Annotated in this window: 9 protein-coding genes; 3 read left to right on the top strand and 6 right to left on the bottom strand. The window is 37.6% G+C overall.

All coding sequences use genetic code 11. The features are described from left to right. Window positions 1–231 (bottom strand): hypothetical protein, encoded by a 231-nt coding sequence (locus tag FHT21_RS24995; RefSeq protein WP_243854085.1) that lies wholly within the window; start codon window positions 229–231, stop codon window positions 1–3. A gap of 377 nt (window positions 232–608) precedes the next feature. Continuing rightward, complete coding sequence (locus FHT21_RS23835) at window positions 609–833, bottom strand: AtpZ/AtpI family protein (protein WP_167297194.1); 225 nt, start codon at window positions 831–833, stop codon at window positions 609–611. A gap of 110 nt (window positions 834–943) precedes the next feature. Here FHT21_RS23835 and FHT21_RS23840 point away from each other — a divergent pair, with 110 nt between their 5' ends. The 3 genes from FHT21_RS23840 to uvrC all read left to right on the top strand — a co-directional run bounded on the left by FHT21_RS23840 (window position 944) and on the right by uvrC (window position 8029). Continuing rightward, window positions 944–3709 carry a gliding motility protein gene (locus FHT21_RS23840; protein ID WP_167297195.1) on the top strand — a complete coding sequence of 922 codons (2766 nt, stop codon included), beginning with the start codon at window positions 944–946 and terminating at the stop codon, window positions 3707–3709. 104 nt (window positions 3710–3813) lie between these two features. Then, window positions 3814–6033 (top strand): transglycosylase domain-containing protein, encoded by a 2220-nt coding sequence (locus tag FHT21_RS23845; RefSeq protein WP_167297196.1) that lies wholly within the window; start codon window positions 3814–3816, stop codon window positions 6031–6033. A 193-nt stretch (window positions 6034–6226) separates the two neighbouring features. Then, a complete protein-coding gene (gene uvrC / locus FHT21_RS23850; RefSeq protein WP_167297197.1) occupies window positions 6227–8029 on the top strand; it encodes an excinuclease ABC subunit UvrC in 1803 nt (600 codons plus the stop codon). A 103-nt stretch (window positions 8030–8132) separates the two neighbouring features. Here the strand turns inward: uvrC and gldN are convergent, their stop codons facing one another. Genes gldN through FHT21_RS23870 form a run of 4 tightly spaced genes read right to left on the bottom strand, consistent with a single transcriptional unit; the run spans window position 8133 to window position 12799 of the window. Beyond that, window positions 8133–9047: a gliding motility protein GldN gene (gene gldN, locus FHT21_RS23855; RefSeq protein WP_167297198.1), complete on the bottom strand. Its 915-nt coding sequence runs from the start codon at window positions 9045–9047 to the stop codon at window positions 8133–8135. A gap of 7 nt (window positions 9048–9054) precedes the next feature. Continuing rightward, window positions 9055–10587, bottom strand: coding sequence for a gliding motility protein GldM (gene gldM, locus FHT21_RS23860; RefSeq protein ID WP_167297199.1), 1533 nt, complete (start codon window positions 10585–10587; stop codon window positions 9055–9057). Between the two features lie 42 nt (window positions 10588–10629). Continuing rightward, window positions 10630–11433, bottom strand: a complete 804-nt coding sequence (gene gldL / locus FHT21_RS23865; protein ID WP_167297200.1) for a gliding motility protein GldL — start codon at window positions 11431–11433, stop codon at window positions 10630–10632. 40 nt (window positions 11434–11473) lie between these two features. Then, entirely contained in the window at window positions 11474–12799 is a 1326-nt protein-coding gene (locus FHT21_RS23870; protein ID WP_167297201.1) for an SUMF1/EgtB/PvdO family nonheme iron enzyme, read from the bottom strand. Window positions 12800–12898: the final 99 nt, after the last annotated feature.

Raw genomic sequence — 12898 nt, forward strand, 5'->3', positions numbered from 1 at the left:
TTACTTTAAATTTTGGTGGCGCAAGTTACGTAACAAACAGTAAACTTCAAAGACCGAAAACAATAAATATAAAGAAAAAAAATTAAGCAGAAATACAAGCCCAATTCCCTTTGCTTTTATACTGTAAATCAGCACAAAACCCATACAAAATAACATCTTCACTGCAATTGATCCCATAATAGCCATAATACCCACTTCAGGATCTCGTTTTATCCCTATATCGACAACCATGTAGGCTATATAAGTAATACCAGCCAAAAAGCCGAACATTACCCAAAAGTTATTTACAAAAAGCTGTGTATTGGGGAATAATAAAGGTAAAACGGCGATAACGCCTATTAATAAGCCTACGAAAATGAAATAGATACTGGTAAATTTGGCTAGAGTCAATGGAATAATTTCTTAGCAAATGAAAACTTTTGCAAAGATAAGGTTTTTAGTATCAAGTAACTAATGAAGATTGCTTAATTGTTATTATTGTTTTATTGCTAGATTGTTAGGCGCTTTCGACCAATAATAAAACCATTGAGCAATTTAACAATTGTTTGAAAGTTGCCCTATACATTATTTAATCTTACTTGGGTTAACTGAAAACTGCCAACTAAAAACTAATCCCTCGTAGCTTGCCTAATGGCCTGGTACAATGCAATTCCTACCCCTGCCAAAGCAAAAGCAGCAGTAATTAAATTGGTTTTACTGTTTCTATGCTCATCGATCTTGTAACCTATAAAAGTAAGCAAACCAATGGTAGCAATCATTTGGAAGCCAATAGCAGAATATTTAGCAGCGGCATTTACCTTTTTCTTTGTATCTTCTTCTTTCTGATTTTCCATTTTTTAATGCAATAATTAAATTAACTTTGAATAATTAAAATTTGTTGCCAAATAAAATATTTTTCTACATATATTGTTTATTGTATATCCACCTAAGAGATTTATCATACTTGAAAAATTACGCTAACAAAAACTTAAATCCCTTCTTCATCTTTTTTAGTGCCCTCCTTATATATGGCTGTGTCGCAAATAAAGATACAGCAATAGATCGTAGGTTTCAGAACTTAACGGCACGGTATAACTATATTTATAACGCTAATGTTTTATTAACCGAGTATAATGAGAGCCTATTGCAAAGTTATGCAGATAATTATGAAAAAACCCTGTCTGTTTACCTCGATCCTGAGCCCCAGATAAACTTAGTGCTTACACCAGGAATAGCGAATAAACAGCTTGATGATGTGATTGCCAAAGGGCAAACCGTTATAAACGATAAAAGTTTTAGTAATTATATTGATGATGCCTATATGCTTTTGGGCAAGGCTAATTACTTAAAAGGCAACTATTTTATCGCAACAGAATACTTTGATTATACAGCTAAAACCTATAACAATGATCTAAAAACATTTATTATGGCCATGAACTGGAAAGTACGTAGCCAAATGCAATTAAACAATATGGTGCTGGCCGATAAAATTCTCGATACCATGTTGCGTGCTTCTGATGAATTAAAAAAAGACCTGGCAGAACCTTTGGCTACTGCTGCTCAGATGCGCATTTATCAGAAACGGAATAAAGAAGCTATTTTATTTTTAGAGTCGGCCATTGCACTCCCAGCCGAAAAACAGCTTCGTATTCGCTGGCGCTTTATTTTGGCTCAGTTACAGGAAAAAGAAAAGAATCTTCAGGATGCCTATGCTAACTTCACCAAGGTAGAAAAAAGCAATGCCCCTTTCGAAATGTATTTTCATGCCAATTTAAACCGTATTAAACTACGTGCACTTTTAAGCGGCGTAAAACTGAACAAGGAAGAACAGCTTCTGGCTTTATTAAAAGATGATAAAAATTTCGATTATACTGATCAGATCTATTATCAGGTTGGTGAGCTTTTCTCTGCGGAAGGAAATTTTGTAAAAGCCGAAGAAAACTACCATAAATCAGTTGCAAAGAGTACAAGAAACCAAACCCAGAAAGCATTGTCTTATTTAAAGATTGCAGATTTAAACTTTAAAGAGTTTAACAACTACATTAAGGCAAAACTGTACTATGATAGCACAGTAATGATTTTACCTAAAAATTTTCCTGATTACGATAACATTGTTAAAAAAGCCAACAATCTTCAATATTTAACCGATCGATATACTATTATCGCCAAAGAAGATACTGCGCAAGCCATAGCAAAACTTCCGGCAGGTGAGCGTGAGGCCAAGGTTAAAGCTTACTTAACACCAAAAGTTGAGGTTAGCAGTATCGGAGGAGTAATTAGCAACCAGTATTTAAACGACCCTGATTTCCCTAATCAATCGTTAAATGCTTCGAACAAAATTGCCGGAAATACCTTCTATTTTAACAATAACACAGCAATTAGTAACGGTTTTGGTGATTTTAAAAAGCGCTGGGGCAATAGGCAGCTCGAAGATAACTGGAGGCAAAGTACCCGATCTTCCGCTCAGGAAACCAATCAGGTTTTGGCAGGAGGAAATGTAGCTACTGAAATAAAACCTGCAAATGGAGCACCCAATCAAGCAGCTACTGACCAGACATCATTGGAAAAACAGTTTTTAGATGCCTTGCCTACCACACCAGCACTATTGGCTATATCTGATCAAAAGATTATTGACGCTTATTTCGAGATCGCAAGCTTTTATCAACAGGAGCTGAACGATAAATCAGAAGCAAACAAGATATATCTCGAACTGATTAAAAGATATCCTGAAAATAATCACCTGGTCGCCATTTATTACAGTTTATATCTCAATTATAAAGGTATTGATGAAGCAAAATCAGATCAGTACAAACAGTTGGTACTAACAAAATTCCCTGAATCTAATTTTGCGAAAAACATTTTAGATCCGTCCTACTCTGCCAAACAGACCCAGATGGAGAACATTGCTATTAACAATTACAATGTGGCCTTTGATGCCTATGCGAAAAAAGATTATGCTAATGTGATAAAACAAGCAGATGATAACATTGCTGCTTTTCCTAATAATGATCTGGCACCTCAATACGCCTATTTAAAAGCAATTGCTATTGGCCGTACAGCAAAGGTTGATCCCCTGCTTAACGAATTTAACCAGATTACCACACTTTATCCAAATGATAAAATTATTACCCCATTGGTGCGCGATCATTTAAAATATATAGAAGCAAACCTTGAGGAATTTAAACAAAGACCGCTTGCCCTTATCGATTTCGATGCCAACGCACCACGTTTTGTAGGCCAGGCCACACCGATTGCCGTTACAACAAAACCTTTAGTAACAGATAATGCTGCTAAAAAAACTGTTGAATCTGCCCCTGTTGCTAAACCCGTTGAAGTTAAGCCAGTTGATCCGACAAAGCCTGTCAGTATTTTTAGTGCAGCAAAATCAGAAGAATATTATTACGTAATCGACGTGGCCGATGCCACTTTAACCCTGAGTTCATCACGTTTCGGTATAGGCCAATTTAACCGCGGAAATTATCCTGACAATGATTTGGTACATAAATTGGTAGAACTGGATAATGATCAACTGATTTACATCACAAGTTTTGTCGATCTTGAAGATGCAAAAATTTATGAAGCAAGTATTATCGGCCAATTAAAGAACATTATGAAAGTTCCGGCCAGCTTATATAAAGGTTTTATCATCAGCAAAGAAAACTTCGAAAAGCTAACAGACCGTTCGCGTATTAACGAATATCTGGAGTTTTTAAAAGACAATTACAAATAAGGAACATGGTTTAAGCTTGCTGCAAAAAACCTATTCTATAAAAAATTAATAAATTTGCATCCAAAATCTTCTATTCTGGAGATTAATGGAAAATACAACACAAAATGAATAAGTCTCTTTCTGCACAAGAAACAAAAAGATATAGTTTAATCATCTGGAAAATACTGATTGGGGGAATAGCCTTATTTGCGATTTTCATTTCGATGATCGGTTTGGGCCTTTTTGGTGCACTACCTTCTTTCAGGGATATTGAACACCCGAAAAGTAATCAGGCTTCAGAAATTATTGCCGAAGATGGTCGTCCACTAGGAACTTATTTTGTTCAGAACAGATCGAATGTTACTTATAAAGATATTTCCGAAAATGTAATTAACGGTTTAATTGCAACAGAAGATACCCGTTTTAAAGAGCACTCCGGTATAGATTTTAAACGTACTTTTTCTATTATCGGCTACAATTTAATCGGCAAAAAACAAGGGGCAAGTACCATTACCCAACAATTGGCTAAAAATCTTTTCCCGAGGGAATCGAATCTTAATTTTTTCTCGTTGGTGCTAACCAAGTTTAAAGAGTGGATTGTTGCGGTTAAATTAGAACGCAATTACACCAAGGAGGAAATTATTACCATGTATTTAAATACGGTCGATTTTGGTAACCAGGCTTATGGTATTAAATCGGCAGCAAGGGTTTATTTCAATACCACTCCCGATAAATTAACTTTAACACAGGCAGCAACCTTAGTGGGTATGCAAAAAGGGATCACCATGTATTCGCCAACACGCCACCCTGAGCGATCCAGAGACCGCAGAAATACAGTAATGGCCATGATGGTTAAATCTGATCTTTTAACTCAGCAACAGTTTGATGAAGAAAAAGACAAACCTTTAAACCTGCACTTTAATGCCGCAACCGTTAACGATGGTATTGCACCATATTTCCGTTCGGTGTTGAAAAATGATATCAAAAATATTTTTCAGGAGCAATCGATTACCAAACCTGATGGTACACCTTACGATTTAGACCGAGATGGTTTGAAAATTTATACCACGTTGAATTATGACATGCAGATATATGCAGAAGAGGCACAAAAGGAATACATGAAGATTCTACAGGCGCAGTTTATTGCCAGCTGGAAAGGCAGAAATCCTTTCAAGGACAAAGCTTTACAGATTGAACAAGGCATTAAACGATCAGACCGTTATAAATCGTTAAAACTGGAAGGTAAATCGGAGGATGAAATTAAGGACGATTTTAACACCAAAACCGAAATGACCATTTTTACCTGGAAAGGTAATATTGATACAGTAATGAAGCCGATTGACTCTGTTCGTTACTACAAAATGTTGTTGCGCAATGCCATGATGACGATGGATCCAACAAACGGACATGTGAAAGCATGGGTTGGGGGGATTAATTATGAGCATTTTAAATACGACCAGGTTAAAATGGGAACCAGGCAGGTAGGATCTACAGCAAAACCATTTACCTATGCCGTAGCCATTGAAAATGGTTATTCGCCATGTTACACCGTACCAAATGTACCTGTAACGATAGAAGGTTATGGCGAACCATGGACGCCTAGAAATTCTGGTAAACCATTACCAGGAAGCATTACCTTACAAAAAGCCCTTGCTTACTCTCAAAATTATGTTACCGCCTATTTAATGAAACAGGTTGGTCCGGTTGCCGTATCTACTTTAGCGACCAAAATGGGCATCCCTAATGTTCCGGCATTTCCATCTATTTGTTTGGGAACATTCGATTCATCAGTTTATAATATGGTGGGTGCTTACGGTGCTTTCGCGAATAAAGGAACTTACACCAAACCGATTTATTTATTAAGAATTGAAGATAAAAATGGCGTAGTATTGTTTTCTCAAAAGGAAATACCGAAACCAATTATGAGTGAAGAAGTTGCATATGTAATGACCAGAATGCTAAAGGGAGTAGTAATCAACGGAACCGGATCGAGATTGAATTATAAATACCATGTAAATGCACCGATAGGTGCCAAAACAGGAACCACTCAAAATAACTCAGATGGTTGGTTTATGGCCATTACGCCACAGTTAGTAACAGGTATCTGGACTGGTTGCGAAGATAGGGCATTCCACTTTATCAGTACTAACCAGGGTGAGGGTGCCAATACCGCGCTACCAATTTTTGCAGGTTTTATCAAAAGGGTATATGCCAATCCAGCTTTAAAGATTAGTCATGCGGATTTTGAGCCGCCAAAATCTGGTGTTTCGATTACCTATGATTGTAACCAATACCAACAACAGGAAGAAGGCAGCAGCGAATTGGATGAGAAGCTAGGGTTTTAATACACGAGGGTTTATGTGAAGGATAGCAGTGAAAATCCTTTTGTTGCAAAGTCCAGCGCAGCCGAGACGTAACAAAAGATTGTAACGGAAAGCCTAGCCTTTCGAGCAGCTTAGGGGGCAAGCCTAAATTATAAATACAGCAAATCGGAACATTTAATCAGAATTTCCATCTCGAATATTATTTTTGTTAATAATGAGCAGTTTCGACCATAAAACAGCATTAACCGCAATTCCACATAAACCCGGTGTTTACCAATATTGGGATGCTGATGGGAAGCTCATGTATATTGGAAAGGCAAAAGACCTCCGCAACCGCGTGGGTTCTTATTTTAATAGCGACAGAAATCAGTTTAATGGCAAAACAAGGGTGCTGGTATCCAAGATCCGTAAAATTACTTTCACTATTGTTGATACGGAGATTGATGCCTGGCTACTTGAAAATAGTTTAATTAAAAAACATCAGCCTAAATTTAACATCAACCTAAAGGACGACAAAACGTATCCCTGGATTATTGTTAAAAATGAGAATTATCCCCGCATTTACTGGACGAGGAAAGTGATTAAAGATGGCTCTACCTATTTTGGCCCTTATGGTTCGATAGGCATGATGCATACTATTTTGGATCTGATTAAGGAAACCTATCCGCTGCGTACCTGCAGTTTGCCCTTAACAGAGAAAAATATAGCCGAAGGAAAATTTAAAGTTTGTTTGGAGTATCAGATCGGTAACTGCAAGGGGCCTTGTCAAAATTACCAGACCGAAACCGATTACGATAAAAACATAGGTGAGATCAAAGAGATCCTGAATGGTAAAATCGGAAATGTAATCCGCGAGGTTAAAGGGATTATTAAATCGGCATCAGAAAACCTGAATTTCGAACTGGCGCATCAATACGCAAGGAGATTGGAAGTACTTGAAAAGTACCAGAGCAAATCGACCGTGGTAAATAGCGCCATTACCAATGTGGATGTTGTAAGTATTGCATCAGATGAGCGTTATGCTTTTGTAAATTACCTGAAGGTGATGAACGGAACGATTATCCAAACGCAGACTATTGAGGTTAAAAAACAACTGGATGAGAGCGACGACGAGATTTTAACCCTGGCGATGTTAGAGTTCAGAACAAAATTCAGCAGTACATCAAAAGAAATTATTGTTCCTTTTGAACCTTCATTGGAAGATGAAAGTTTAAAATTTACAGTACCTAAGCTGGGCGAAAAGAAAAAACTCTTAGAACTTTCGCAGAAAAATGTATTGTTCTTCAAAAAAGAGAAACTAAATCAATACGAAAAGTTAAATCCCGATTTACGCACCGACCGCATTTTAACGACCATGCAGAAGGACCTTCGTTTAACGCAGCTTCCAAAACACATAGAATGCTTTGATAACTCCAACTTTCAAGGAAAATATCCGGTTTCGGCAATAGTTGTCTTTAAAGATGCTAAACCTTCTAAAAAGGACTACCGCCACTTTAATGTGAAAACAGTTGAGGGTCCTAACGATTTTGCTACTATGGAAGAGGCCGTTTTCCGTCGTTATAGGAGAATGTTAGATGAAAACCAAACCTTACCTCAACTCATTATCATTGATGGCGGTAAAGGGCAGCTTTCGTCGGCTGTGAAGAGTTTGAAGTTATTGGGCATAGAAAACAAAGTTACCGTAATTGGCATTGCTAAACGTTTGGAAGAACTGTTTTATCCAGGTGATTCCTATCCTTTGTATCTGGATAAAAAATCGGAAACCTTAAAAGTAATACAACAGTTACGTGATGAGGCCCACCGTTTTGGAATTACCTTCCACCGTAAAAAACGCGATCAAGGGACACTTAAAACAGAACTCGAACAGATTGAAGGTATCGGTAAAACTACTGCGGATAAATTGCTAACCCATTTTAAATCGGTTAAAAAAATTAAAGAAGCAACAGAAAAAGAGCTGGCAGAAGTACTGAATAAAAAACAGATAGTTACACTTCAAGCTTATTTTAGCCAGGAATAAGAGGAATTAAGATTTCTACTCCGAAAGAGTTCCTTTGCAAGACCAGGGTAAAAATGACGATATAGCAAAAAGGCTCCGATAAAATCGAAGCCTTTTAATAAGGTTAGTATTCCCAAAGACCTTGTTCGTAATCAAGAACAGATTTTTTAATCCTTTCTGATTCGTACAACCTTTCTCTAGGATCGGTAATAATATCTCTGATTTTATTGTCTCCAGGATTTGACTCTTTTACAATATAGCTGCTAAATAAGCGGCGGATAAAGAAATCATCAAAACTCAAAGAAGAAGCATCGTTATTGGTATTAATTAAACGTTTCTTCGTTAAAATCTCTCTAGCCTCCGGATAATAAACCCAAAATACCGGTTGCCATTGTTTAGAAACTTCATTGTATTTTAATGGTGCAATACCTACAATACGTGGTTCGAAAACAGAGCGTTTGGTATCAAAAATCCAGTCTTCCTTAATTCTGAATTTCAAGAATAACTCTGGGTTAAAATCATTCACTACAGTAGTAACCGTTCCGGTTTTATTGTTCGAAACCTCTGCTGTTCCCAAAGCCGATTTAGAAGCAGAATCTGCCGACATAGGATTAAGAAAAGCATCATCTTCGTTCAATGCACTATCAATTGGCGAGTATGCGGTTAGTTCGTCTTTCTTAATTGCTGCAATTAGTACATCAATTAGTCGCGATTTAGGCGATTTTAAGACTGAGTTAACCGTATCACGTAAATCAATCTCTCTCCAGATCCGTTTGGCATAAAAAACATCTTCTTCTCTCACATCAGCCAAAGGAACCATCTCAGTACTGTCAATATCCTTACGGGCATAGAAACCGTCTTTAGGTGGTACCTTAAGCTTCTTTTTAGCTGTTTTAACAGGCGCTTTAACCGTATCTGCCACAGGAGGTGCGGCAACTACTGGTGCAGCTTTCTTTGGTGCTAACTTGGTTGGCTTTTTTTGTGCAAAAGCAAATGTGGTTAACAAAACTAAAATGGCAATACTTAAAATCCTTTTCATCTTCTTTTTATTTTACACTAAACGCTAATGAAGGCAAAATTTTCTGACGGCCGTCTGGTCCTACAGAAACAATATCTTCAAAAAACACTCTTGTACCAGGTGTAATCGAGTTTATTGCACCTTTAACCGCACCAGCGAAACTTCCACCACTGCCCGGAATGGTAACGGCATCAGAACGCGGTTTGATAATTGTTAATTTATAACGCAGTATTTTAAACTTAACATCGAAAGGGAAATCATCCAGATCGGCTTCAATTTCGGTTTCGCTTTTTAGCTGTACCGAAGCCACATCTCCTCCAGCGCGACCACCAACTTTAGCTACCGGAGCAGGGATACCTTTCACTCTGAATTTTTGCGAGCCTAAGCTAACGGTTTTGCCAGCATTACTTGCCGATACATTGATGGATACTTCCTGACCAACCATACTTCCTGGAACATTAACATTATAGTTTCCGTTACCACCAGACATTGAACCCCCAGAAATGGAAGCACGAATACTTTCTAACGGGAAACCTGCTGCTGATACTGTAAATGGATTAGGAATACCCGCATAAATTACATTCAGTTTTGTTGAAGAAACAGATGCTGACGGTTTTGCAACTTGATAAGTTTGTGGTTGAGTTTTGTATTCCTTTACCTGACCATCAGTTTGGCGAACACGAACCGTACCAACCCATGTAAACTGACCAACACTACTTGTACCACCGGTATAAGTTCCTTTACCATCTTTAACGGATAATTTACTTCCATTAACAGTAATATCAGGAGTTGATCTCGAATCGCTGGCTGTTAAAAATACTTCAGCAGTATAAGGTTGCCCTTGAATTACATAAGAAGTAGGTGCTACTGCAACTGCCGCAAACTGATCCAAATTAACCTGTGCTTTATCCATATTTCCGAATAATTTCTTAACCACCTCTGCTTCAGCATTTTTAGTATCTGTTTGCAGTTTTGTTAAAATCGTCATTGCAGCAGTTAATGGCGTGCCCTCACCAAAGTAAGTTTCTTGCCAGTTTCCTTTTCTTTTTCTTGCAGGATCTTTAGCTTCAAGAGAGAATGAAACATTCGCTCTATCATTTTTGTCTAACAAAGAGATTAATTTTTCGCGTGTGGCATTAATTCTCTTTTTTAATTCATCTGCTTTTTTTTGATTAATCATGATATTCTGTGCAATATCCTGATTTGATCTATTTACCAAATCTTCAGTTTCTGGATCAATTCCATCACCTGCCTTGGTAAATTCTTTTTTAATGCTTTCAATATAATTATTTAAGTCATCAGCGGCCTTCTGTGCTTCTTTTGCCTTATCGTAAATTGGCTGTGCACGGGCTGGCTCTTCTTTCAACTTCGAATTTTCGAAGGCAGAAAATAACTGATTAATGCTTGTATTTACATTGTTTTTAGAAGTATCCAAACTATCATTGATATTTTTGAATGCATCTAAAATGGTATCTGATACGTTTAAGGCGAGCATGGCCAACAATACCAAATACATGATATTGATCATCCGCTGCCTTGTTGTTTCTTTTCCGCCTGCCATGTTTGATGTAGCTTTTCCTTTAAAAATTAAAAACTAAACAAATTATACACGTGGGCCGTTCATAGCCGATAACATATTGCCATAAATTGCATTAAGCGATGATAGGTTTTTAGCCAACTTATTCACCTCTTCTTTAAACTGTTTCGAATCTTCCATCGATTCGTTAAAGTTTTGCATGGTTAATGATAAGTTTGAATAAAATTTATTCATCGATTTTAGATGCGCGCTAGAATCTTGCAATTCTAATTCATATACGGCATTTAATGCTGATAAATTTTTAGCTAAATTACTAACCTGATCATGGTAGGCCTGAGAATCTACACTGCTCTCGCCCATTGCTTTCAAATTAGCTGTAGCTTTATCAAAAGATGCACTTAAATTATCGAAACCAGCAGAAGCAGTTTTAATTTTTCCTGTAAATTCGTTGGTTGCTGTAGATGCATCTGCAACATTAGAAATTGTTGCTACTTTATCGCCAAAAGTACGCAAACCAGAGCCTAAACTTTCGATCAATTCAGGACCGATTTTAGCATCTGATAACATTTTATCTAAAGCAGCTGTATTAGATGCTGTTGCTGCAACTGGTCTTGCTGATGCAGTTGGCAATTCCCCTTTAAAATCTGCTTTTAGTTCAGGATAAACTCTTTCCCAAGCTGGTTCTGGCTCTGGCGGAAAAAATCCTGTTAAAAAGAATAAAAATGCCTCTACACCAAGACCAAGACCGATCATATAGTTACCCATAATTCCACCAATGTGTAGAATTTTAAATAACGCTCCAATAATTACAATACTTGCTCCCCATGAAATCGCTACGTGTAACCAGCCTGGTTGTTTCTTTGCTGCCATAAAATTTTGATGTTTTTCTTTAGTTTTTAGTTTGTTTGGTTTAATGTCTTAAGTCGGTACCAGGATAAGATGAAACGCATCTGAAACCAATATATGATCTTTGTGTATCCTGATATTCGTATGTTGATACTGCATTTTGTAGAAAATAGCCAGTATCTTTCCATGAACCGCCTTTTACTACTTTACGCTTTTTGTATTTGCTATCAGTTGCACCGGCATCATAAGTAAAATTCGGGTTTAAATCATGCAATAATGGGCTTGCACCTTTATTATAAGCCGTTAATGTCCATTCGGAAACATTACCTGCCATGTTGTACAAACCATAATCATTAGGGAAATACGACCTTACACCTACTGTATAAATACCACCATCGCTCGAATAATCGCCACGGCCTGGCTTAAAGTTAGCCTGTAAACATCCTTTGGTATTTCTGATATAAGGACCTCCCCAAGGATATTTGGTTTTGGTATTGCCACCTCTTGCAGCATATTCAAATTCAGTTTCAGCTGGTAGTCTATAATCTGATCTAGATCCTGCAGGCAATTTTCTTGCTGTAGCAACACCATCATATAACCTTGTTCTCCAATGCGAGAATGCTTTTGCCTGCTCCCAGCTTACACCAACTACAGGATAATCGTCATACGAAGGGTGGTTATAATAACCACGCACCATTGGATCGTTTTGTGAATAAGAATAATCTGTTTTCCATACCATTGTATCAGGATAAATAGCAATGGTATAACGATCGATATAATCCTGGCGTTTGCTGTTCGGATCTTTATGTCCGGCAGCAGCTTTCTCCATGTTTAATTCGGCATAAGAGTATACGAATTTACGTACGTCAAGTTCTTTTTTCCCCGGAAGTGCATCAAGGCCCGAATAATACATGCCATCTAACTGGCTTACCTGAGCGGCAGCGGCACCTTTACCCTTATTTCTCCAGATATTTGCACCATTAGGTCCAACTTTCTTCCAGTCGATGTATTTATCTCCGCCAACGGCATTTGCAGCATTTCCCTTTGGTGTAATCATAAATTGTTGCGGGTTGCCCATCATTCCGATGGCAATCGAATCACGTACCCAGTTGGTAAACTGGCGGTATTCTGCATTGGAAATCTCGGTCTGGTCCATAAAGAACGCACTGATCGTAACCATTTTACTTGGCCCATTCTGCGAGAAAGTAATATCTTCATCCGATCCTCCCAGCGGCGTATGCCCTGGTGGCACATAAACCATTCCTAGTGGGATTCTATCGTTTTTAAATTTTCGGTTATAAGCACCAACCAGCTCGCCTTGGCCGCCATGGCCACAGCTTGCTAGCATTACAGTTATACCTACAATAGCTAGAAAGTAGATTTTCTTCATATTTTTATAGTGTGCACAGCACGATTAGGAGCAATTTTATCAAAAATCACTGAAATTATCTACAAAAGCAAATATTTTACGTTAAATCATTACTTAAAG

It is taken from the genome of Pedobacter sp. SG908, assembly GCF_011759615.1.
GTDB lineage: Bacteria > Bacteroidota > Bacteroidia > Sphingobacteriales > Sphingobacteriaceae > Pedobacter > Pedobacter riviphilus.

Excerpts from the sequence above, each read along its gene's own strand:
- FHT21_RS24995 (WP_243854085.1), bottom strand. The coding sequence starts at position 231 with ATGGTTGTCGATATAGGGATAAAACGAGATCCTGAAGTGGGTATTATG.
- FHT21_RS23835 (WP_167297194.1), bottom strand. The coding sequence starts at position 833 with ATGGAAAATCAGAAAGAAGAAGATACAAAGAAAAAGGTAAATGCCGCT.
- FHT21_RS23845 (WP_167297196.1), top strand. The coding sequence starts at position 3,814 with ATGAATAAGTCTCTTTCTGCACAAGAAACAAAAAGATATAGTTTAATC.
- uvrC (WP_167297197.1), top strand. The coding sequence starts at position 6,227 with ATGAGCAGTTTCGACCATAAAACAGCATTAACCGCAATTCCACATAAA.
- gldN (WP_167297198.1), bottom strand. The coding sequence starts at position 9,047 with ATGAAAAGGATTTTAAGTATTGCCATTTTAGTTTTGTTAACCACATTT.
- gldM (WP_167297199.1), bottom strand. The coding sequence starts at position 10,587 with ATGGCAGGCGGAAAAGAAACAACAAGGCAGCGGATGATCAATATCATG.
- gldL (WP_167297200.1), bottom strand. The coding sequence starts at position 11,433 with ATGGCAGCAAAGAAACAACCAGGCTGGTTACACGTAGCGATTTCATGG.
- FHT21_RS23870 (WP_167297201.1), bottom strand. The coding sequence starts at position 12,799 with ATGAAGAAAATCTACTTTCTAGCTATTGTAGGTATAACTGTAATGCTA.